This is a genomic window from Yoonia litorea (assembly GCF_900114675.1).
Lineage (GTDB): Bacteria > Pseudomonadota > Alphaproteobacteria > Rhodobacterales > Rhodobacteraceae > Yoonia > Yoonia litorea.
In genome coordinates this window covers 378,278-400,935 of the sequence record NZ_FOZM01000002.1, presented here as the reverse complement: position 1 = coordinate 400,935, position 22,658 = coordinate 378,278, and the positions used below count along the sequence as shown (strand labels likewise).

General features: G+C 56.4%; 22 protein-coding genes. 11 read left to right on the top strand and 11 right to left on the bottom strand.

The features are described from left to right. Positions 1 to 71: 71 nt before the first annotated feature. Positions 72 to 1,118 (bottom strand): N-acetylneuraminate synthase family protein, encoded by a 1,047-nt coding sequence (locus tag BM316_RS12115; RefSeq protein WP_207493693.1) that lies wholly within the window; start codon positions 1,116 to 1,118, stop codon positions 72 to 74. Between the two features lie 153 nt (positions 1,119 to 1,271). On the opposite strand from BM316_RS12115, the gene BM316_RS12110 reads away from it, so the two are divergent. The 3 genes from BM316_RS12110 to BM316_RS12100 are packed head-to-tail and all read left to right on the top strand — an operon-like array spanning position 1,272 to position 3,661. Next, complete coding sequence (locus BM316_RS12110; protein ID WP_090208843.1) at positions 1,272 to 2,084, top strand: ABC transporter substrate-binding protein; 813 nt, start codon at positions 1,272 to 1,274, stop codon at positions 2,082 to 2,084. Between the two features lie 12 nt (positions 2,085 to 2,096). Further along, positions 2,097 to 2,930, top strand: a complete 834-nt coding sequence (locus BM316_RS12105) for an amino acid ABC transporter permease (RefSeq protein ID WP_090208840.1) — start codon at positions 2,097 to 2,099, stop codon at positions 2,928 to 2,930. Then, a complete protein-coding gene (locus tag BM316_RS12100; RefSeq protein ID WP_090208837.1) occupies positions 2,930 to 3,661 on the top strand; it encodes an amino acid ABC transporter ATP-binding protein in 732 nt (243 codons plus the stop codon). The genes BM316_RS12105 and BM316_RS12100 overlap by 1 nt, the downstream gene beginning before the upstream one ends. Positions 3,662 to 3,666: 5 nt before the next feature. Here the strand turns inward: BM316_RS12100 and BM316_RS12095 are convergent, their stop codons facing one another. Continuing rightward, on the bottom strand, positions 3,667 to 6,924 hold the full coding sequence (locus BM316_RS12095; RefSeq protein ID WP_090208835.1) for an efflux RND transporter permease subunit: 3,258 nt from the start codon (positions 6,922 to 6,924) through the stop codon (positions 3,667 to 3,669). A gap of 10 nt (positions 6,925 to 6,934) precedes the next feature. After that, on the bottom strand, positions 6,935 to 8,140 hold the full coding sequence (locus BM316_RS12090) for an efflux RND transporter periplasmic adaptor subunit (protein ID WP_165606585.1): 1,206 nt from the start codon (positions 8,138 to 8,140) through the stop codon (positions 6,935 to 6,937). A 153-nt stretch (positions 8,141 to 8,293) separates the two neighbouring features. On the opposite strand from BM316_RS12090, the gene BM316_RS12085 reads away from it, so the two are divergent. From BM316_RS12085 to BM316_RS12075, 3 genes are all read left to right on the top strand, one after another. Further along, positions 8,294 to 8,938 carry a TetR/AcrR family transcriptional regulator gene (locus tag BM316_RS12085; RefSeq protein ID WP_090208830.1) on the top strand — a complete coding sequence of 215 codons (645 nt, stop codon included), beginning with the start codon at positions 8,294 to 8,296 and terminating at the stop codon, positions 8,936 to 8,938. A gap of 198 nt (positions 8,939 to 9,136) precedes the next feature. After that, positions 9,137 to 10,012, top strand: coding sequence for a LysR family transcriptional regulator (locus BM316_RS12080; RefSeq protein ID WP_090208827.1), 876 nt, complete (start codon positions 9,137 to 9,139; stop codon positions 10,010 to 10,012). Positions 10,013 to 10,093: 81 nt separating this feature from the next. After that, positions 10,094 to 10,831, top strand: a complete 738-nt coding sequence (locus tag BM316_RS12075) for a glutamine amidotransferase (protein ID WP_090208824.1) — start codon at positions 10,094 to 10,096, stop codon at positions 10,829 to 10,831. 13 nt (positions 10,832 to 10,844) lie between these two features. Here BM316_RS12075 and BM316_RS16840 read toward each other — a convergent pair whose 3' ends face one another. The 8 genes from BM316_RS16840 to BM316_RS12040 form a co-directional block, all read right to left on the bottom strand. Next, the gene (locus tag BM316_RS16840; protein WP_278246877.1) at positions 10,845 to 10,970 is read right to left on the bottom strand and encodes a hypothetical protein; all 126 of its coding nucleotides are present in this window, start codon (positions 10,968 to 10,970) and stop codon (positions 10,845 to 10,847) included. Positions 10,971 to 10,993: 23 nt separating this feature from the next. Then, positions 10,994 to 12,172 carry a formate dehydrogenase subunit gamma gene (locus tag BM316_RS12070; protein WP_375342243.1) on the bottom strand — a complete coding sequence of 393 codons (1,179 nt, stop codon included), beginning with the start codon at positions 12,170 to 12,172 and terminating at the stop codon, positions 10,994 to 10,996. A gap of 99 nt (positions 12,173 to 12,271) precedes the next feature. Next, positions 12,272 to 12,865, bottom strand: coding sequence for a formate dehydrogenase FDH3 subunit beta (gene fdh3B, locus BM316_RS12065; protein WP_090208819.1), 594 nt, complete (start codon positions 12,863 to 12,865; stop codon positions 12,272 to 12,274). Between the two features lie 12 nt (positions 12,866 to 12,877). Beyond that, entirely contained in the window at positions 12,878 to 15,778 is a 2,901-nt protein-coding gene (locus BM316_RS12060; RefSeq protein WP_090208816.1) for a formate dehydrogenase subunit alpha, read from the bottom strand. Between the two features lie 121 nt (positions 15,779 to 15,899). Next, positions 15,900 to 16,097: a twin-arginine translocation signal domain-containing protein gene (locus BM316_RS12055; protein ID WP_090208813.1), complete on the bottom strand. Its 198-nt coding sequence runs from the start codon at positions 16,095 to 16,097 to the stop codon at positions 15,900 to 15,902. 82 nt (positions 16,098 to 16,179) lie between these two features. After that, a complete protein-coding gene (locus BM316_RS12050; RefSeq protein WP_090208811.1) occupies positions 16,180 to 16,788 on the bottom strand; it encodes a TorD/DmsD family molecular chaperone in 609 nt (202 codons plus the stop codon). Beyond that, positions 16,785 to 17,396: a DUF3306 domain-containing protein gene (locus tag BM316_RS12045; protein ID WP_090208809.1), complete on the bottom strand. Its 612-nt coding sequence runs from the start codon at positions 17,394 to 17,396 to the stop codon at positions 16,785 to 16,787. The genes BM316_RS12050 and BM316_RS12045 overlap by 4 nt, the downstream gene beginning before the upstream one ends. Then, complete coding sequence (locus BM316_RS12040; RefSeq protein WP_278246876.1) at positions 17,393 to 17,959, bottom strand: DUF3305 domain-containing protein; 567 nt, start codon at positions 17,957 to 17,959, stop codon at positions 17,393 to 17,395. The genes BM316_RS12045 and BM316_RS12040 overlap by 4 nt, the downstream gene beginning before the upstream one ends. A gap of 391 nt (positions 17,960 to 18,350) precedes the next feature. On the opposite strand from BM316_RS12040, the gene BM316_RS12035 reads away from it, so the two are divergent. From BM316_RS12035 to BM316_RS12015, 5 genes are read left to right on the top strand one after another with little or no spacing between them, the layout of a single operon-like run. Beyond that, a complete protein-coding gene (locus tag BM316_RS12035) occupies positions 18,351 to 20,180 on the top strand; it encodes a 4Fe-4S binding protein (protein WP_242649889.1) in 1,830 nt (609 codons plus the stop codon). Positions 20,181 to 20,214: 34 nt separating this feature from the next. Further along, positions 20,215 to 20,415: a DUF6494 family protein gene (locus BM316_RS12030; RefSeq protein WP_090209465.1), complete on the top strand. Its 201-nt coding sequence runs from the start codon at positions 20,215 to 20,217 to the stop codon at positions 20,413 to 20,415. Then, positions 20,412 to 21,470, top strand: coding sequence for an Mrp/NBP35 family ATP-binding protein (locus BM316_RS12025; protein WP_090208803.1), 1,059 nt, complete (start codon positions 20,412 to 20,414; stop codon positions 21,468 to 21,470). The genes BM316_RS12030 and BM316_RS12025 overlap by 4 nt, the downstream gene beginning before the upstream one ends. Further along, positions 21,470 to 22,171, top strand: a complete 702-nt coding sequence (locus tag BM316_RS12020) for a biotin/lipoate--protein ligase family protein (protein ID WP_090208801.1) — start codon at positions 21,470 to 21,472, stop codon at positions 22,169 to 22,171. Before BM316_RS12025 ends, BM316_RS12020 begins: the two co-directional genes overlap by 1 nt. Continuing rightward, positions 22,168 to 22,656 carry a DUF6505 family protein gene (locus BM316_RS12015; protein WP_090208799.1) on the top strand — a complete coding sequence of 163 codons (489 nt, stop codon included), beginning with the start codon at positions 22,168 to 22,170 and terminating at the stop codon, positions 22,654 to 22,656. Before BM316_RS12020 ends, BM316_RS12015 begins: the two co-directional genes overlap by 4 nt. Positions 22,657 to 22,658: the final 2 nt, after the last annotated feature.

Sequence of the window (22,658 nt, the reverse complement as noted above, 5' to 3'; positions counted from 1 at the left end):
TCGTTTCAGTTGCTCTTGGTCACCGTCATACACGCAAAACAGTCATCTGACAGGCAGAGGACCGAAATTCGTCAGGATTTCTCAAGATCGTCCCAGCTGAGTTGCTCATTCAAGCGGACATCCCGCTTAAGCCGCTGACCCAAGACCTGATCGAACTCATATCCTGCAATAGGGCCATTGCCGGGGCGGCGGGCCCAGATGTCAGCCTCACCAATGACGTGACCTGCGGGCAGGTCTTTATCAGCCACGATCGAGGCGCGCGCAAAGCGGTAGACATCTTCCTCTGCCGACGAACGCGCCTTGGGATTACGCGCAGCAATCCAGATTTCTTTTGACCGTTCGATTATGTGGCGCAGCTCGCTAGGGTCCATGGAGCATGATACATCCGGACCCTTGCGGTAGCGCGTATCGGTAAAGTGACGCTCCAGGATCGACGCCCCCAAAGCCACAGATGCAAGCGCCATTTCCGGACCGATGGAGTGATCAGAAAACCCGACAACGGCATTCGGAAAGGCCGATTGCAGTTCCGTCACTCCGCGCAGTGAGACGATTTCGGGTGGTGATGGATAGAGGTTCGTGCACTCTAGCAGAGCGTAAGGCACCCCTGAATCTTCAAGAATTGCCACAGAGGCTGCGAGACTTTCGATAGACTGCATACCCGTCGACATGATCACTGGCTTACCCTGTTTGGAGATGTGCCGGATCAACGGCAGATTGTCGGCTTCGCCTGAGCCGATCTTGAACGCAGGCACATCCCAGCCGACCAACCGATCAGCGGCCGCCCGTGAAAATGGCGTAGAGATCCAGATCAGGCCTAAAGACTCGGCGTAATCCTTCATTGCCTTTTCATCATCGGCAGACAGCGCGCACTGCTCCATCACCTCCCAGATAGATACATCTGCGTTGGGCGGAAAAATCTTCTTCGCTTCATCCGTCATCTCATCTTCGATCACATGCGTCTGGTGTTTGACCATCTCGCATCCTGACAAGGCGGCGGCTTTGACCATCGCTTTGGCAACGTCCAGGTCACCATTATGATTGATCCCTATTTCGGCGATCACCAGTGGCGGATGACTGGGACCAATCCGGCGCCCGGCGATTGTGATTTCGTTTTCCATATTCCCTGCCTCTGAATTGCGCAGTTTCCGCCGTGATCTCACACAGCGGTAAATTCCCGGGTCGAACTTGCAATGTCCCAATTACATCTTGCTGGACTCTTTTTCAGCCCCCGCCATATCCTTCTTTAGTGTTCCAACGGGAAGGTAAAAACAATGTCCAAGATTATTTCACTGACGGCGGTGCTGGCATTCGCCTCGACCGCAGCCATGGCTGGCGGCCACTGTGCGGCAGACAAGACACTTGTTGATGGCAAGCTGACAATCGCGACAGGTAATCCGGCCTACTATCCATGGGTGATGAATGACGCGCCAGAAAGTGGTGAAGGTTTCGAGGCCGCAGTTGCTTATGCACTGGCCGCCGAAATGGGCTTTGCCGCAGAAGACGTCGTCTGGGTGCGGTCTTCCTTCGATGAGGCGATCCAGCCGGGTGCAAAAAACTTTGACTTCAACATGCAGCAATACTCGATCACAGCCGAGCGTGATCAGGTCGTCGACTTCTCTGCCCCCTACTACACTGCGCCGATGGCAGTTCTCGTTAGCCCAGGCGCTGTCGACACCGAGCCAACACTAGAGGCATTGCGTGGCCTGAAGTGGGGTGCTGTAGGTTCGACAACTGCGGTGCCAAAACTGGCATCGGTTATCCAGCCCGAAGATGATCCGCTTCTCTACGGCGACAATGCTGACGTCAATGCCGCGATGACAGCCAACCAGATTGATGCGGCGCTCTTCGACCTGCCGACCGCGCTGTTTCTCTCAGCGGTGATGATCCCCGGTTCAGCAGTGATCGGGCAGTTTGCGCCTGACGCCAGCGATAACCCTGATCAGTTCGGCTTGCTGATGGAAGAAGGCAACCCGATCAAGGCCTGCGTTGACGAGGCACTTGCAGCCATGACCGAGAGCGGCGAACTGGCCGCCATCGAAGCGCAATGGCTTCAGGACACGACCGGCGTTCCCGTGATCGAATAGGCACGACACCTTATGACAACACCGAAAGCGGCGGGTTTGACCCGCCGCCAACAATATGAGGCGGCCCAGCGCAGGCGATCCACGCTGATCGCTGCAACCAGCACGGCCCTCGTCGTCGCGGCAATCATCATTTTGGTTCCGATGACACCCGGCTGGGAAAAGGTACAACGCAGTTTCTTTAACGGGCAGACGTTTGTCGACACGTTTCCCAAGCTGCTGGATGCCTTCAAGATCAACGTGATGATCTTTCTTTGGTCCGCGCCAGCCATTGCCATTCTCGGGCTGTTGATCGCGCTCGCACGTGACACGAAATCGCCGGCTCTGTTCCCGTTGCGCATCTTTGGTGCAGCTTTCACGGATATTTTTCGCGGAATTCCCGTGATCCTGACCGTCTACCTGATCGGCTTCGGCATTCCCGGCCTTGGCCTGCCGCGCCCCTGGAATTCGCCCTACATCTGGGGCTCTTTGGCGCTCATACTGACCTATGCCGCTTACGTGGCCGAGATTTTTCGCTCAGGCATTGATTCCGTCCATCACAGTCAAAGATCGGCCGCCCTGTCGCTGGGCCTTTCGGAGCGGCAGGTCACGCGCTACGTTGTTCTGCCCCAAGCGATCCGGAATGTTGTTCCGGCACAAATGAATATGTTGATTGCCCTGCAAAAAGATGTTTCGCTGCTCAGCTTCATCGGCCCGGTGGAGATCTTCAGGCAAGCAGGCGTGTTCAAATCTTTGCTTGCGAATTTCACGCCTTATGTCGGGGCCGCCATCATCTTTCTGATCGTGACAATTCCAGCAACGCGTTATGCCGATTACCTCATGGCCAAACAACGGAAGGAACGCCGCTGATGGCAAAGCTAGCGCTGCGCGGCGTTGTGAAACGGTTTGGCGATGCGACGGTCTGTGATGGGATCGATCTGGATGTGGAAGAGGGGCAGATGGTTTGCTTGATCGGCGCATCCGGAGGCGGCAAATCAACACTGTTGCGGTGCATCAACTTGCTCGAAGTCATCGAAGACGGTGAGATCCGACTGGATGGTGAAGATATCACCGTTCCCGGACTTGATCCGCAGACAGTCCGGTCCCGCATTGGCATGGTCTTCCAAAGCTACAATCTTTTTCCCCACATGACCGCGCTAGAAAACGCTTTGCTCGCTCCACGATTGGTGAAGGGACAGAACAGCGAAAGTGACAGGCAGGAAATCGAGGGCCTCTTCGTCCGGTTCGGGTTGGCTGACCGGATGGGCAATTATCCAGATCAGCTTTCAGGCGGTCAGCAGCAGCGGGTCGCAATTGTTCGCGCATTGGCGATGCGGCCTGACGTGATGCTGTTTGATGAGATCACCTCGGCGCTTGACCCGCAATTGGTGGGAGAGGTTCTCGACGTGCTCTTGCAGCTCAAAGCCGAAGGGATGACCATGATCCTTGCTACACATGAGATGGAGTTTGCCAGACAAGCCGCGGATAAGGTCTGCTTTCTGAAGGACGGCAAGATCATCGAAGAGGGCCCTCCCTCTACCTTGTTTACCGCTCCGCGCGAGGCTGACACACAGGCTTTCCTCGCGCGGGCGATCAAGTAGCTTCGCTACTCCGCAGCTTTGAGCGGTGTATGGATCGGGCGCATTTGGGGTGCCGCTTCAGGTTCAGGCTCGTCGCTTACCGTTTGCCCGTCGTCTGCCTCCTGCCCACCCAGTGCACGTGCAACAGCTTTCACACCAGCGGTAATGTTGTGTACCAGCATGAAGACAGCCGGGATGGCAAAAACGATCACCACGGTCCCGATCAGAACACCATACCCGATCGACACAGCCAGCGGGATCAGGAACTGCGCCTGTAGCGATGTCTCCATGATCAACGGATACACCCCGAGGAAGGTCGTAACCGATGTCAGCAGGATCGGGCGGAACCGGTCCTTTGTACCTTCGACAACAGCGTCTTTAACCGCATACCCTTTGGCCAGATACTCGTTGTAAAGATCGATCATGACGAGGCTGTTGTTGATCACAACTCCAGCCAGACCGATAATGCCGAAGAAGCTCAAAAGACCAAGCGGAATGCCGAGGATCAAGTGACCGGTCACCGCACCAATCAGGCCGAGCGGAATTGCCAGCATAACAACAAGTGGTTGCACGAAACTGCGGAAGATCAGCGCCAAAAGCGCGAAGATCACGAAAAGAGCGATGCCAAGTGCCTGACCCAGTGCTGCTTGCGCGTCTCCTTGGGTTTCCTGTTCACCGCCGAAGCTTGCATTCAAGCCCGGGTTTGCCGCAATCAATGGCGGCAGCAACTCTTCACGGATGATACGGTTGGCTTCACCGTTAGTGATGATGCTTTCGTCAACATCGGCGGTGACAGTCGTCACCTGACGCCCGTTGCGTCTGAGGATCTCCGAAGGTGCCAAACCCTCAGCCAGTGTTGCAACAGTAGAAAGCGGTATCAGATCACCGCTTGGCGTCGAAATGCGGGTGTCGAGAAGATCGGCCAAACTGTCGCGATCTTCAGACGGATAACGGACCATGACCGCTACATTATCTTGGCCACGCTGAACGGTCGTCGCCTCAATCCCGAAGAAGCCATTTCGCGTCTGAAGCGCCAGATCCTGCAGCGTCACGCCGTAAAGGCGCGCTTCGGGCTTCAGCGCGAGTGTATATTCCAGTTTACCCGACGAGTTGTCGTCGAGGATTTGGAACACCCCTGGAATATTCTCTAGACCAGCGCGCAACTCTTCGACGACGGGTGTGATGTCTGCATCGCCCGGCAATGAAAGCTCAACCGAAATCGCATCGCCCGCATCCACAAGTGATGAGGAAATTGTCAGCGTATTGACCCCTGCAATCTGCCCAACCTCTTCACGCCACAGCCGTTCAAAGGCTGCAGTTTCCCAGTCACGGGCAGAAGCTTCGGTCACCTCGACGACAACTTGTGCAATCGTCGGGGAGACAGGCGGTGCGCCACCAACGGGTCCGCCACCACCCGCGCCGATACCGACAACCGTATATTGGCCAACAACCACAGTTGGTGCATCACTTGGCAAGGTGTCCTGTAACCTGTCGCCGCCGCGCAGCGCGGCTTGTCGCAAACCTTCAGCGACATCTTCGGTCCGCTCAAATGTGGTGCCATCATTCATCTCGACGGCCGCCGTGACAAACTCACCCTGGATTTCGGGGAAGAAGCTAAAGCGGACGTAACCGTACGAGATCAGACCGATTGTCAGCATCATCAGCGCGATGACGCCCGCAATCGGGATAAAAATCCGGTTTACACAAAACCGCAGCATCGCATCGAGGGGGTATTTGATGAACCATTTCAGCCCGCGGTCAATCACAGACCGGATCCCGCCGATGAAGCGGAACACGAGGTTGGGCCGATAATTCGGGCCGATATCGAGGTTTGACAAATTGCGCGGCAAGATCAGCAAGGCCTGCAGCATCGACAGTGTGAGAACGATCATCACAACCGTGGGAATATCACCCAGAAACGATCCCAACGGTGCGGGCATCTGCAGCAACGGCCAGAAAGCGACCAGCGTTGTCAGCGTGGAAAAGATAACAGGAACTGCGATCCGCTGCGTGCCTTTAACCGCGGCCTCCATCGGGGCCAGACCACGTTCGCCGTTCTTGTAGATATTTTCTGACACCACGATGGCATTATCGACGACGATCCCGATGGCGAGGATGAAACCAAAGAGCGAGATCATATTGATCGACATACCCAGGGCGCCCATGACAATGAAGGTGGCCGCAAAGCTGATCCCGATCCCCATCGCAGACCAGAATGCCAGCCGGACGTCGAGGAATAGCGCAAGGCAGAGAATGACCAAAGCCAGACCGACAAAAGCATTCTTTGTAAGCAGGTCAATGCGAGACTGAAGCTGCGTGCCTTCGTTCTGCCAGACGGTTGCTTCGATCCCTTCCTCCAGCGATGGACGGAATTCTGTGCGCAGATGTTCTTGTGCTAATTCGACAATGCGCAGGATCTGCTCATCGCCAACGCGGTAGACATTTACCGAAACCGAAGGGTCCCCGTTGAAACGTGAAGACAGGTCACTGTCCTCAAATCCATCGCTGACCGTTGCAATATCGCGCAGGTAGACCTGTGCCCCATTTTCATTTGCACGGATCACGATGTTTTCGAAATCCGCGCGCGTGTAGTTGCGCCCCAGCGTCCGGATCGGGATCGAAAGGCTTTCTGTCTCAATCGAACCGCCAGGCAACTCAAGCGAGTTTACCCCGATGATCCGCGCGACCTCATCGAGTGACATGCCATAGGCACGCAGTGTGTTGCGGTCGATCTCGATGCTGACTTCGTAGTCGCGGACGTTCGTGACTTCGGCAAATGAGATGCCGTCAAGTGAGGTCAGCTCATCTTTGAGCCGTCTTGCTTCTTCTTTGAGAACACGTTCAGTGGCGCTTCCGTGAAGCGCGATCTCAAGAACCCGTGTCGAATTGTCGGCTCGTACGACGACGGGATCATCAGCATCTTCTGGAAAGACGTTGATGCCATCGATCTCGGTTTTGATCTCATCGAGTTTGGTTTCGATGTCTTCACCGTCAAGAAAGGTTACGGTAACACCGCCCCGCCCTTCGGAGATATTGGCGGTGATATCGTCGATACCGTCAACACCGCTCAATTCGTCCTCGATTGGCTGCACGATGCTGGCTTGAATCTCTGATGGTGACGCCCCGGGATAGCTTACCGAGATCGAAACCGCATCAAGGGCGAATTCAGGAAATGTCTTCTGCGGCAGGTTGGTGGCCGTAATCGCCCCCATGCCTACGAGCAGGATCATCGAAAGCCACGCCGCGACCGGGTGCTCTGTCATCCATCGGATTGCTGCGTTCACGATCAGTCTCCTAGGCGTCGTTTTGCGAGGTGCGCGATTCGTCAGCGATATCACGCAGTGCTTTGCCAGGCTGCGGTGCAGCAAGCGAGGTGAGAATCAAGCGGTCATCAGGATCGAGATTCTCGACGCGAACAAACGATGTTTCGCCATCGACATGGACAAGAGTGGCAGGATGGATCACCAGCGCATCATCTCGCAGCAACCAAATCTGGCCACCATTGCGCAGCGCGGTTGACGGGATGGCATAGGTCTCTTTCGGCTGGATGCCATCAATCACAACTTCTGCAAATGCGTTGATCAGCGCTGGCGGCGCACCTGACGGCAGCGCGTTGGCGCTTTCGTTACGGTCACCCAAGGCAACAGTCGCCGTCAACGTGCGGGTTTGCGGATCAAGCGAAGGATCAATCCGAACGACTTCGGCACTCCAGGCTTCGGTGACACCGGCAAAGCGAATTTCGACGGTCGCGGGTGCAGGCTGGCCCTCGAACAGTCCCGGAATAAGTGCGGCATCGCTTTCACGGATCGCGACACTGACTTCCATCTGATCATCGGTATAGATGCGCGCAATCGGGCTGCCACCAGCGACAACATTGCCGATTTCTGCTTCTTTTGTCTGAACAGTCCCGTCAAATGGTGCGCGAACGATCTTGTTCTCCAAAGCGATTTCAGCGGAGACAAGCTGCGCTCTCTGTCCTTCAAGGTTGGCTCTCACCTCTTCTTGCTGGCCCAGAAGGTCGTCGACAGCGGCTTGGGAAATTGCATTGCGCTCCAGCAGGTTATTGGCGCGGTCCAGCTGCGTCTCTATCAGGTCCAACCGCGCTTCCGTCGCTGCGATTGATGCTTTTGCTTGTTCAATCTGCGCCCGCTCTGTGTTGGCTTCGATTTCAACAAGCACGTCACCTTCAGAAAACTTGCCGCGACTTGTGATCGCGGGGTGCAAAGCGACGATACGGCCCCCCGTCGGCGCTGACAGCGCTACGGTGCGAAATGGTTCTACAAACCCCTCACCACGAATAGGCAGAGGTCCCGAAACGGCCTCGAAGCCAGCAGTTTCGACCAGAGTAATTGGACGCGCCGCTGGTTCAGCCTCAACAATCTCACGGTTGTCACCAAGATACTGGAAGCCAAAATAGCCACCAGCCAGGATTGCGACCGCTGCTGTGATCCAGAACAACTCCCTGATTGCCGTCCCGATGAACTTGAAAACCTTGCGCATCGCACAATCCTTCCTTAATGACTCACGAGTCATTTAATACTGACTTGCCGGTCAGTAAATGGTAAACTTGTAATTTCTACGCGGCGGTGCAGAAATTGGATGAATTTTCACAGCTGATCGACGCAGATCAAAGGGAAGAGCAGGAAAGAGCCGATGCCAAACGCAGGACGACCACGTGCTCAACGTCGTAAAGATGCACGCCCGAGTGAGATCATTGATGCGGGTATCGACGAATTTGCCGAACATGGGTTTGAACGCGCCCGCCTTGACCGCATTGCCAAGGCTGCCGGGATCGCAAAGGGGACGATCTACCTTTATTACGAAAGCAAAGAGGCGTTATTTCTTGCCGCCGCGGAAAAGCACGTCATTGAGGTTTTGGCTGAAAACGAAACCACCCTTGCTGGGTTTCAAGGCACGACCGCAGAACTGCTGACCCATCTTTTGACGGCGATCTACGACCAATTCGTGGACGGGCGCGCACAAACTCTTCTCAAGATCATGGTTGCTGAAGGAGATCGCATTCCCAAGGTCGTGGAACGTTATCATGCAATGGCAATCCAGCGCGGAACGTCGCTCCTCCGCACAATTTTGGAGCGAGGAGTCGCGCGCGGCGAAGTTGATCCGTCACCGATCGTTAATAATCCGCAGGTCGTGATTGCGCCGGCGATTTTCTATGCAATCCACAGCATGGTCTTTCAGATGCACGGTCCAATCGACCGCGACAGTTTCATCGCTGCGCATACTGAGATGATGTTGCATGGGGTGCTCAAACGGCAAAGCCAGCAAAGCCGCCCTTGATCCTGGCGCGGGCGCTTCAGGCAGGTCGTGGCCTTGCTGGCAAGTTGCCGTGAGTGACTTAGGGAGAATTAACGCAACACCAGTGGCACACACACATCCAAAAATCAGCCACCCCCTCTCAAAAATCAAACACTCCGACCTGACCTTTTGGTCAGGGGCCTAGTGGCCACTAAAGCGCAAGAATGAAAAACTTCGCGCATGAGACGCTTTCGATCCTGGGGTCAGTTACAGACATTTCTCTCGGTCGCCGAGGCGGGTTCTTACCGTGCGGCTGCGCGAAAGCAGGGGATCACGAGCAGCACAGTTGCCCGCCACATCGAAGCCATCAACGAAGAAATCGGCCAGCCAGTGCTGATGCCTGTCGGCAACAAGTGGGAACTGACAGACGCCGGGCAGGACCTGTTAAGGATTGCAGAAACCGCTCAGGCAAACCTTGGCTTCATGCTCAAGAACCTCGAAGACGGAAGCGAATTTCGCGGCACCGTGACGATCAACACTTCATCCTTCATCATCAGCGACCACCTCGCGCCGGCAATCGGGCAGTGGTATGCCGACAACCCGCAATCGGCAGTCAATCTTGAGGCAAGCGACAGGACAACTGCCGTTGAACGCGGCGAGGCTGATGTGGCTTTGCGGCTATCGCGACCAGAGACACCCGGCATTGCGCGTGCGAAACTTGCGAACTGTAATGTCGGCATCTATCGCCCACATGGCGGCAGCGACTCTGATTGGATAGGGCTTCCTCCGGCGTATCGGGGACTGGCCGAAGTCACACTTGCCGAAACCCACTTTGGTCGCGATCCACGCTTCCGACTGGATACCTTCCGTGCGATTGCCAAAGCGGCAGAAGCGACGGGTCTGTCATGCATCGTCCCAACCTGCATCGCCAGAGATTTCCCTGCGCTGGAACCAGTCGAGAAAGATAACCAGCATTTGCTGGTGCGACGCGGGCTGTGGTTTGTGTTTTACGAAACGCGGAAGAACGATCCGGTGATCGCGGCGACGAGGGCATGGCTGAAAACTGTTTTTCCGTCGCCAAACCGCTGCCTTTGCGGCAAATGCGAAATAGTCTGACATTCGGGTCGCGCGGCTGGAATCGGCATGGGACTTTGACTAGGTTTCAATCGAACTTGTCAGAAGAGATGCCGACCACCGATGAAGCCGTTCTTGATCCTCCAACTCCGTCCAGAAAAAGATGCATCTGACGACGAATATGCGGCAATTCTGAACAAGTGCGGCCTGACGGCCGATGAGACGGTGCGTGTGTGTCTGGATCGCGAAGAACTTCCCGAAGACATCGACGTTCGCGACTACTCCGGTGTGATCGTCGGCGGTGGGCCCGGATGTATCAGCGATGCGCCTGATGAGAAGTCAGAGATGGACGCAAGGATTGAGCGGCAAATTCTCGGTCTGATGCCTCAGATCACGAAAGAAGATCACCCGTTTATGGGGTGTTGCTACGGGCTTGGCATCCTTGCACATCATCTTGGCGGCAATGTGAGCAAAGAAAATTATGCCGAGGCGGTAGGTCCGACGCTCTGCACAGTGATCGAAGGCGCTGAAGCAGACCCTTTGCTGGACGGGCTGGAAAACAGTTTTTCCGCCTTTGTCGGCCACAAAGAGGCTGTTCAGAGCTTGCCCAACGGAACCGTGCACCTGCTTGGATCAGAGAGTTGTCCGATCCAGATGCTACGCTTCGGTCAGAATGTTTATGCCACGCAGTTCCATCCAGAAGCGGACTCAGACGACTTTGCAAAACGGATCAGGGTCTACCGCAATCATGGCTATTTCCCGCCGGAAGATGCCGACCGGCTGATCGAAGTCTGCAAAGCCGCCGACGTTACCGTTCCGGGCGAAATCCTGCGCCGTTTCACTGAACGCTACAGAACGTGACGTCGATCGCGCGCTAGTCTAGTCGGACGTTCTCGCTCGATTGCCGTTCGGCGCTTGACCAGCCCAATTCGGGCAGGATGAATGCGCTTCCCAAGCCGATCAGGATGATTGCTGCAAATCCGGTAAAAATCGGTTTCATCGTTGATCCCTCAGTCCCGCCGCTTATTCAGCGGGTGCTTCGTTTTGTTGCTTGGCTTTGACTTCATCCAGCCAAATCGAGTGGTGCTGATGTGCCCATGCTTCGTCCACTTCGCCATGGGTCATGGCACCAGACGCACCCTCCATGCCGACAGATCCGATGTAGATATGCGCGATGATGATGGCCATCAGAACAAAGGCAACAATCGCATGCCACGCTTGCGCCAGTTGCATCTCGGTTTGTGGTGCAAGGACTTCAGGCAGCGGTCCGTAGCCGACAAGTTCCGGCAGTCCGGTGGCATTGAGGAGCGCAAAGGTCTTGGCAAAGAGATTCACCTCGAACGGAAACAGCAATGCAACGCCAGATGCCGCGATCGAGCTGCCGAGCAGGATGCAGGACCAGAAGATGATTTTCTGACCTGCGTTGAATTTCTTGGCTGGGGGGTGGTTCTTACCAATGATCCCGCCAGCCTGCACAAACCAGATCAGATCGAGACGGTTCGGTATGTTGTGCCAAACCCAGAGCAGAAAAATCATGACCAATGCCAGAATGAACGCCCACGCGACATTGTTGTGCACATACATTGCCCATTTGAGCAGCATGGCGTTTGCCTCTGGACCGAATGTCGGGGCAATTACCTTGCGACCAAAGAGGATCGCAAGACCGGTCAGTCCAAGCAGAATGAACGATCCAGCCAAAAGCCAATGCGAAAACCGTTCGATGAACTGAAAGCGCACCACAAAGCGGCCCGTCATCCCGCCATCGACGAGGATCCTGCCCCGCGCGACATAGAAAAGAATGAGCGCCCCGATCGTCCCTAGCAGAAGCCAACCGCCATAGGTCGCCAAGGGCCCTTCACGGAAGGCGAACCAGGTCATACCTGTAGACTGGACAAGCGTTTCAGCAACAGGACCACCGGCAGATACCGTGATATCGGCACTATCATAGCGGACACCACGCCAAAGCTCCGGATCAGAGACCCCACCCAATACACCGAATTGCTCGGCAATGCCGGCGGCACTGTCTGGATCACCCACATTGGCTCGCCTCTCGGCATCATTGACCGCAAGCCCCGCTTGGCGTGCCATAATATCTTCGAGGGTCTGCGCCCCGCCGGTTGCGCTGCGGTCAGGGGCAGTGTCCTGCGCCAGTGCAGGGCCCATCAGCAAAAAGGTCATCACCAAAGCCAGAAGCCGGGTCATCATTGCGGTATGCCTCCAGAAAACATGCCGGAAATATAGAAAATCTTTCTCGAAAGGGCGCACACTCGGCGCGCCCTTTCAGTCTTGAGATCACATGGATCAGGTGTCACGACCATCATACGCCGTGCCCCAGCCCCAAGCGCCGGACCCGAAACCACGGGCGACGACGCGCTCGCGGTAAATGGCCGACACCGTGTCGCCGTCACCAGCGAGGAGGGCTTTCGTGGAACACATCTCGGCACAGACAGGCAGCTTGCCTTCCGCGATACGGTTGCGCCCGTATTTGGCGAATTCCGCAGCCGAGTGGTTCTCTTCAGGACCACCGGCACAGAAGGTACATTTGTCCATCTTGCCACGGCTGCCAAAGTTGGCTGCCGCTGGGAACTGAGGTGCACCGAACGGACATGCGTAGAAGCAGTATCCGCAACCGATACACAGATCCTTGGAGTGCAGCACCACACCATCAGCAGTCTGGTAGAAGCAATCTACCGGACAGACGGCCATGCAGGGCGCATCTGAACAATGCATACACGCCACCGAGATCGACTTTTCGCTGGGCGTGCCATCATTGATGGTCACAACACGGCGACGGTTGATCCCCCAAGGCACCTCATGTTCGTTCTTACAAGCGGTGACACAGGCGTTGCATTCGATGCAGCGTTCGGCGTCACACAGGAACTTTGCTCTTGCCATTTGACGGTCTCCTTACGCTGGCATGATCTTGCAGAGGGTGGCTTTCGTCTCCTGCATCTGCGTCACGGAGTCATAGCCATAGGTCTGCGCGGTATTGGTGCTTTCACCGAGCACGTAAGGATCGGAGCCTGCAGGATACATGTCCCTTCTGTCCTCACCCTGGAAGTGCCCGCCGAAGTGGAACGGCATGAAGGCAACGCCTTCGCCGACCCGTTCAGTCACCATCGCCATCACCTTGACGCGACCGCCTTCTGGTCCTTCGACCCAGACTTGCGCGCCGTCACGGACACCAAGATTATTGGCGTCGCGCGGATGGATTTCCACGAACATGTCCTGCTGAAGCTCGGCCAACCATGGGTTGGACCGGGTCTCGTCCCCGCCGCCTTCGTATTCGACAAGGCGACCAGAGGTCAGGATGATCGGGTAATCGCGTGAGAAATCCTGCTTCTGGATCGAGGCATACATGGTCGGCAAGCGATAGAACTTGCGGTCCTCATATGTCGGATAATCCGCAACAAGATCACGACGGTTGGTGTAAAGCGGCTCACGGTGCAGCGGGATCGGATCCGGGAAGGTCCAGACCACGGCCCGCGCCTTGGCGTTGCCGAACGGTGCACATTCGTGCTTGATCGCAACCCGCTGGATACCGCCCGAAAGGTCGGTCTTCCAGTTGGTGTTCGGACCGGCCACAGCGTCAATCGCCGCGCGCTCGTCATCCGTCAGATCACCATCCCAGCCAAGGTCCATCAGCATCTGCATGGTGAACTCAGGGTAGCCGTCCTGGATTTCGGAGTTCTTGGAATAGACCCCCTCAGCCAACAGGTTCTCACCGTCACGTTCCACACCAAAGCGCGCACGGAAGGTCAGACCACCCTCGGAGACAGGCTTGGACATGTCATAGAGATTCGGTGTGCCAGGGTGGCTCATCTCTGCAGTGCCCCAGCAAGGCCATGGCAGACCGTAGTAATCGCCATCGGCTGGTCCACCAATCGCCTGCAACGTCGTGCGGTCGAAGGTGTGCTGGTTTTCCATGTGCAGCTTGATGCGTTCCGGGCTTTGACCGGTGTACCCGATTGTCCACATACCGCGGTTGATTTCGCGGAGTGTGTCCTCCGGGTTTGGTGTCAGCCCGTCTTCTTCCAAGGCAATGTTGCGGAAGAGACGGTCATGGAAGCCGAACTTCTGTGCGAAAAGCGCGATGATCTCGTGATCTGGCTTGCTCTCGAACAGCGGATCAATGACCTGCTCACGCCACTGGAAAGACCGGTTCGAAGCTGTGGCGGAACCACGGCACTCGAACTGAGTCGTCGCAGGGATGAGGTAGGTGTTATCGGTCCGGTCGCTCAAAACAGATGCCACTGTCGGGAATGGATCGATCACGACAAGCATGTCGAGCTTTTCCATCGCGGCTTTCATCTCGACCTGACGGGTCTGAGAGTTCGGCGCGTGGCCCCAAAGCACCATGGCCCGCACGTTGTCGTTCTGGTCCATGTTGTCCTTGTCTTCAAGAACACCGTCAATCCAGCGCGAAACCGGAATACCGGTCAGGTTCTGCAATGACTTCTCTGAACCATCTGCGGCGGTGATTTTAGCAAAGCGGCCATTCAGCCACTCTGGATCCTCACCCCAGACACGCGCCCAATGCGCCCATGCACCTCCTGAAAGGCCATAGTAGCCCGGCAGTGTGTGTGACAGAACGCCAAGGTCCGTGGCACCTTGCACGTTGTCATGGCCACGGAAGATGTTGGTACCGCCACCCGATGTGCCCATGTTGCCAAGGGCCAGCTGCAGAATGCAGTAAGCGCGGGTGTTGTTGTTCCCGTTGGTGTGCTGCGTACCACCCATGCACCAAATGACGGTGCCCGGACGGTTGTTGGCAAGGGTACGGGCCACGCGCTCAAGCTGGCTTCCGGGTGTACCGGTTACGCGCTCGACTTCTTCCGGGTTCCACTTGGCGACTTCTTCGCGGATCTGGTCCATGCCCCATACGCGGGTGCGGATGAATTCATCATCCTGCCAGTCATTCTCAAAGATGTGCCACAGAATACCCCAGACAAGCGCCACGTCCGAACCGGGACGGAAGCGGACATATTCGTCCGCATGGGCCGCTGTGCGCGTAAAGCGCGGGTCGCAAACAATCACAGGCGCGTTGTTACGTTCCTTGGCGCGCAAGATATGCTGCATCGAAACAGGGTGCGCTTCTGCCGCGTTCGAGCCGATCATGAAGATCGCCTGCGAATTGTGGATGTCATTGTAGCTGTTGGTCATGGCGCCGTAGCCCCATGTATTCGCAACACCCGCAACGGTCGTTGAGTGACAGATACGCGCCTGGTGATCCACGTTGTTCGTGCCCCAGTAGGCAGCAAACTTGCGGAATAGATAGGCTTGTTCGTTGCTGTGCTTGGCCGATCCCAGCCAGTAAACGCTGTCGGGGCCGCTTTCTTCGCGAATGTTCAGCATCTTGTCGCCGACTTCGTCGATCATCTGTTCCCATGAGATACGGATCCATTCGCCGTTCTCTTTCTTCATGGGATACTTCAGACGGCGCTCACCATGGGCGTGTTCCCGCACTGCAGCCCCTTTGGCGCAATGCGCACCAAGGTTGAACGGGCTATCGTAGGCCGGCTCTTGTCCGATCCAGACACCGTCAGAGACTTCGGCCACAACCGTGCACCCGACAGAACAGTGTGTGCAGACTGTCTTTTTGAGATCAATGTTGCCCATCGTGGCCGCACCAGCGGCCTGTGCTTTCTGGACAGTGCCGCCAGTGGCAGCAATCGCAGCCAAGCCACCGATGGCAAGGCCGGAACCGCGCAGAAACCCGCGGCGGTCAACTGATGTGTTGGCCACATCAGACAGGATCGAGGTCCGTTGGGAGCGTCGCGCAATCCCGTTGGTCTTTTTCCTAAGCATATTTAGGTCCTCCCATGCTGCTTCGAAGTGCCCTTCGAAGTGCGGAGATCGTCGAAATCCTTTTGGCAGTCGGGCGTCACGCAACCATTCGCTTCAAGGCATGAAGGTGTCACCGTCCGGCTTAGAACCGGGCGCTGTCGTAGTAGGCGCGTGTCTGCGCTGTGTCTTGCAGTGTGTCGCTGGACAGATCAGCTGGCGCTGCCTCTGCCGTGTCTGCGCTGCCTGCCAGCGCAACAGCGGCGGCTGGCGCGGCTGTGACCGAGAGTTTGAGGAAATCGCGACGGTTGCCCGAGCGCTTTTCTTCGGTTTTGGGGGCCATATGTACCCTCCTTTCAATGTGGGGCAGTGCACTACCCCGTCGTGAACCGCTCCCCTGCTCTCAACAGGGAAGGCGGCGTAATTCATGCCTCTCCGGCAAGCCGGAAGGCTTCTGCTTCAATCTCGATGAAAATCCGGCCCACGGTCCCGACAGGGGCGTAAAAGACCGAGGCTTTCGCGGCTTCGAGATCGGAGAAGAAAAGACGTGCCCATGGCGCGATATGACGGTTGAAAAAGGCGCGTTGCGCATCAAGCGGGATCGGTTGATCAAAACGACCAGCAATCATCGCGCCCATCATTTCCATCAGGCTGGCGATATTATCTTCGGGCTCGAACACTTTTTCAGACCGCGCCAGTCCATGCTTTGCCATGTCCTGACGCAATAGCGCGAGCGGCTTTTCATTCAAAAAGCCCGTCATGTAGTAGCTCGCATAGGGAAGCAATTCGCCGCGGCTCATACCGATAAACAGGGCATTGAACTCGCGTGCTGCCATTTTCGGCTTAGTGACCCTCGCGAGTTTCGCCAGTGTAGTGATTGCTTCGCCCAACGGCGTTTGATCGCCGGAAAGGCCCTTGACCTGTTCGAGCAAAAGCTCGTCCGGTGGCGACGCCAAAAGGACACCCAGAAAATTGTAAAGGTCCGCACGCTGGCGGTCTTCGGGTGCAAGCGCGATATCAGCGGTCACGGTCATGCGGCTCCTCGGTCTGTCTCGGGCTCAAAGCTGAACCGCATGAAGCGGCGTGGCGGTGTTTCAAATGCGGTCGCTTCCTCTTGCGCAGCAAAGGCTGGGTCTATCGGGACAGTGTCGGAAACCGTGGGAGGTGAATCGGTGTCCGACGACGAGGAAGCGACCGCGTCGAGTGTTTCTTCATCGGGTGTGTCTGTTGGCTGGACGTCTGTCTCGGGCGTATCTTCGAGAAGATCGCGCAACATACCTTTGCCAACCTGGTAGGCTGTCTGCAGGTTCTCGACCACTGTGGCGCTATCAGTGAAGTCCTCACCGTAGTCCACAAGACCGTCGAGGTTAGCCAAAGCGGGATTGAGACGCCAAAGTTTTCGTAAAGCGCGCACCTTGAGACGTTGGGGGAGGGTGTGGCTCAAGAACGCGCGAACCTGTTCAGCAGTCTCAATCCCTTCCGGTTCCGGCAGACCAAGCTCTGCGAGAATGTCTGCGTCGGACCGGTGTTCGAATTCATTTTCGCAAGCGCGAGCGTCGGCTTCTTTGCGCTGCTGCATTTCGGCTGTCTGTTCAGCTGCAATACCGCGCTTGCGTTGTTCCCAGAAACTCAATTCGGTCATTGCAGACGTCCCTTGAGTCGTTGCGGCGATGCATAGACATCGGCGGTCTGCGCCAACCGCGCATCACCGATGCCGTCTTGCACAAGATCGATCCGCTTCTTGTCACGCTGTCGCTTTTTGAATGTCTCTTCGCGATGATGCGCCGAAATAAAATCCTCAACCCATTCCCTCACCACAGGCGGCATTGGAACCTTTTCGATCATCTCTTCGCCACTGTCTGCGTAGTCCTGAGCTTCGTAGGGCGACACGGTGACAAGGATGACATCAAGAGGCACTCCTGCCTCCACAGGCCTGAGAATCACGTAAACTGAGGGATCACGGGCATGTAGGCCGTGAAGGTAAGCTTCGGTATCAGTGGAAAAGAGCTCGATCGAACGCGTGGCGGCATGATATTCCACGCAATCGCCGTCGCGGCGCATTTCAACCCAATCAGCAGGCGCAGCACCCGGAATCACAGCGCGCGCCGACCATGTCCACTTGGCCCAACGCGTTACTCCTGGCTTCTTCTGCATCACAATTCCGACCGGAAGTGTGCAGGTCTTATGCTCGGCTAAAGCATTCATCCAATCGTTCCCTTCACAATCTACAATAGTATGTGAATGCTCTTGACGCATTTTGATTTTATCCTACGCGACAATTTGCGCACCATTGCATACAACCGGCTGATAACGATGGAAAAAACTGTAAGCTGATCAAAATACTATATTTTTTCTGATCACATTTTCATCGCCCAAGTGGGCGGTTCCGCCGCACCCCAGCCGAATTGTTGCCATTCCAAAGCTGTGCTTATGCTGTCGCCCGAAAGAGATGTTTCATAAGCCGCTGCAACTGTGGCGTGGGAGGGCACCGATGACCGTGGAATTCATGATCTGTCCATGCACAGGTTTGTCCGCTGATCAGGCCAGAACGCTATCAACCATGACACCGCATCAAGTGCGGTTCGCGTCTCATTTTATGTGCGATGCCACCAAGCTTTCGCCAGAAGACGTGGCGCAGGTTATCTGCTGCCATAAAAGCATCGAACATTTCGAAGCCCGCGCCTACGATAGTGATGTCCCTGCACCGGCTGTCGTTGACCTGCGAGCGGTCTCAGGATGGTCGGGCCAGCACCCCGCACCACTGGCAAAGCTCGCCGCCCTGCTCAATGACGCGGCAACGCCCGCAGCGCCGGCCAAAACGCTTGACGTCATTTCTGAAGGCAGATGCCTTGTCGTAGGCGATCAAGCCGTTGCGACAGAGGCTGCCAGACAGTTGGCACCGTATCTCAGCGTGACGCTTTTGCTTAAAGGCAGTGACAACCAGCCTGATATTGATGGCGTTGAAGTCATCGTCGGAAAATTGCGAAGCGCCACAGGTGCGTTGGGCCAGTTCGACGTCACGCTTGATGCGCTGCAATTGCCTCATCCGGGCTCAAGTGAAGTGCCAACCCTATCCGAGCCACGTGACGGCGGACGGTCAACCTGTGACGTGATCCTCGATTTACGCGGTGACACACCGCTATTCCCGGCCCACGAAAAACGAGAAGGCTACCTGCGTGCTGATCCTGCACACCCTGCGGCCGTTTCCGCAGCGGTGCTTGCCGCATCACATCTCACAGGCACCTTTGAAAAACCGCTATATGTGCAGACCGAAGCATTGCTTTGTGCCCATTCAAGGGCCGGACAGACCGGTTGCTCTCGGTGTCTTGATCTGTGCCCGACGGGGGCAATCTCTCCGAATGGGGACCATGTTTCGATTGATCCGATGGTTTGCGCGGGATGTGGCGCTTGTGCTGCCGCATGCCCGTCTGAGGCAATCCGCTATGATGCTCCGCCGACTTCAGTGACGATCAGACGTGTCCAATCCCTTGCACAAACAATCATAGCAAATGGTGTAGAGGCTCCAAAGCTGCTGATCCATGATGGGCATGGCGCTGAAATGATCCGCCTCGTGCGCCGTCACTACGATGGCTTGGATGCTGACGTCATCCCGCTCCACGTGACGGCTGTCGGCACTTTCGGTCACGCAGAGATATTGGCAGCGGCAGCTGCCGGATTCGTCGAGATTGCTATTCTCCCCGGACCGCTGGCAGATCGGGATGCAATCGCATCTCAAGTTGCGCTTGCGACCGCCTTGGCTGGAAAGACACGGATACTCATCGCAGATATCGCCGACCCTGAAACCTTGGCTGATGTATTCGAAGCCGGGACAATGCCTCCTCAACACCAGTCGGTCAGACCGCTTGGCAGCCGTCGCCAAATTGCGCGCACAGCAGCGAAGGCACTCAATCCCGAACAGGATATCGTTGCCCTTCCAACGGGCGCACCTTATGGCGCAATCGCTGTTGATACAGATAGCTGCACGCTGTGCCTCTCATGTGTTTCGCTATGCCCCTCTGGCGCATTGGGTGATAACTCGGACAAACCTCAGTTGCGCTTTCAGGAAGACGCCTGCTTGCAATGCGGAATCTGCGCCACGATCTGTCCCGAGAAGGCAATCAGCCTGACCCCACAATTCGATCTGACAGACGCAGCCCTTGAGCAACGCATTCTCAATGAGGAAGAGCCATTTGCCTGCATTTCGTGCAACACGCTGTTCGGCTCAAAGAAGACGATCGACCGGATCACAGAAAAGCTGGCGGGCCACAGTATGTTTGCAGGCTCTGATAGACTGGCGATGATCCAGATGTGTGATGACTGCCGCGTCGCTCACCAGATGCACAGCGAGGACCAACCGCTCAGCGGCGGCGAACGTCCTCGCCCGCGAACAACCGATGATTATTTGTCGGCACGGCGCGATCACTGATAGAATGACGTAAGCGAACAGGGAGGGCTCGATGATGAGTAATGACGATTTCAACATGTCGATGCGCAAGTTTCTCAAACAGGTTGGTGTGACCTCACAGCAGGCAATTGAAGAAGCAATGCGAAACGGTGGACAATCCGATCAGGTCTATGCCGTAAAAGCCGTCATTACGATTGACGGGTTGGACATGGTCCATGAGGTCAGCGGCAATATTACGGGGCGCGACGCCACTTGAGTATCACACGCGAGGCAGTGCTTGACTGCCTGAAAAACATATCGGACCCCGCTGGCGGCGATATCGTTTCAAGTGGCGTTATGCGGGCCTTGAATGTGGATGCGGGAAAAGTCCGCTTTGTGCTTGAAATCCCCGGCAATCAGGCTGCGGCCTATGAACCTGTTAAATCCCAGGCAGAGACAACGCTGAAGGCACTTGATGGTGTCGATGCCGTCTCCATTGTGATGACGGGCCATACACAAACCGCCGCGCCGCCCGATCTACAGCCACAGCGACCAAAACAAACCGGACCGGAGCGCATTCCCGGCGTTGATCGCATCATAGCGGTCGCGTCAGGCAAGGGTGGTGTCGGCAAATCTACGGTCACCAGCAACCTCGCTTGTGCGCTTGCCCAGATGGGGCTGCGGGTCGGGGTGCTGGATGCCGATGTCTATGGGCCTTCACAACCAAGAATGTTGGGGGTCTCTGGGCGGCCTGCATCACCTGACGGCAAAACGATCCTGCCTTTGCGCAATCATGGCGTGACGCTCATGTCGATTGGCCTGATGACGAACGATGATCAAGCGGTCGTCTGGCGCGGGCCGATGTTGATGGGTGCGTTGCAGCAGATGATGATGCAAGTGCAGTGGGGTGCCCTTGATGTGCTGCTGGTGGATCTACCGCCGGGCACTGGAGACGTGCAAATGACATTGGCACAAAAGGCACGTGTCGACGGCGCGGTCATTGTCTCTACTCCACAGGACGTGGCGTTGCTCGATGCGCGCAAGGGGATCGATATGTTCAAGCAACTGAACGTGCCGATCCTTGGGATGATCGAAAACATGAGCACGCATATCTGCTCTAACTGCGGACATGAAGAACACGTCTTCGGCCACGGTGGTGTCGCCGCTGAGGCCGCCAAACTGGATGTGCCGCTTTTGGCCGAGGTGCCACTTGATCTTGCAGTCAGGTTGGCCGCCGATGGCGGCGCGCCGGTCACTGTGAGCAACCCTGACGGGCCGCAAGCAGCCGCGTTTTACCAGATCGCCCGTACACTCGCCGCAGGATTTAAGTGATGGCGCTGACGTTTCCGCCAATGATGCAAGGTCAGCCGGTTGATGAAGACGCCTTCACCGAAGCCCAGCGCCAGGCAACGCTCGGGTGTGACGCAGGCCTTATAACCTACGGCACACGCGCAGATGTGATCGAAGCGGCATTGATCCTCTCACCGGAAGTTCCTCTGTCAAAGGCTATGGCGATGCTGCCGCTGTGTGCTGTCGGTTTTCAGAATGCACTCGGCGCTCTCGCCCCGCCGGAGGTTTCCGTCCACTTGGAATGGGACGGAAAACTGCGTGTGAATGGCGCATCCTGCGGTGCGTTTGATGTTGCAGCTTCGACAGATGATCCCAATGCGGAACCGGACTGGATCGTGGTGGGGTTCAGGGTGCCTTTCCTGCCGGAAAGCGATGAAATGGGCCACACACCAGACCGGACCGCTTTGGCTGCGGAAGGCTGCGCTGATGTCGCTCCGGACCAACTTATCGAAAGCTGGGCGCGCCACACGTTGCACTGGATCAATCGCTGGGAAACAGATGGCCCGCGTGGTGTGCATACCGAATGGCGCGGACTGTCACACGGAATTGGCGAAGACGTCACCCAGTCGGGCCTCAAGGGAACGTTCATGGGGATTGATGAAGACTTCGGGATGCTTTTGAAAGATGAAAATGGACAGACACATCTTTTGCCACTGACAACACTCTTGAAAGGTCAGGCATGAAACTTGCAGTCGCAACCCATCTTGACGAAAGCGATCAGCGTGTCTTCGCAAATCCTGCACGGACCGGTGAGTACTGCATTTCGGGTGGTTTTGAATTCTCCAACTGGTCAGACAATGATCTGGTTGGCAAAGCACGACAGGCCTTCGCAAACGGTTGGTTCGGGCTTGAGACAGGTGGACGGGCAACATTCGTTTCAGTGACAGATGTCTCACCTGCAAAGGTCGCCAGCCTGACAAGCACGCTCGCACAGCATTTCGTGACCTACTACAACGCCCCTTCCATTGAGGCCGCAATGCCCGTCGCCGAAGCCGAAATCGCGCATATGGCCGATCTATGCGAAGATCATGAGCAAGGCACCATGCTTACTGTGTCGCGCGAACTGACGCCGGCCGGCGTGAAAGAGGCATACCGTGTCATTGAAGCGCAGCCAGCCGATCTGGCTCAATTTGCCGTGCACGGATCACTCGACGACGAAGGCCACTGAGC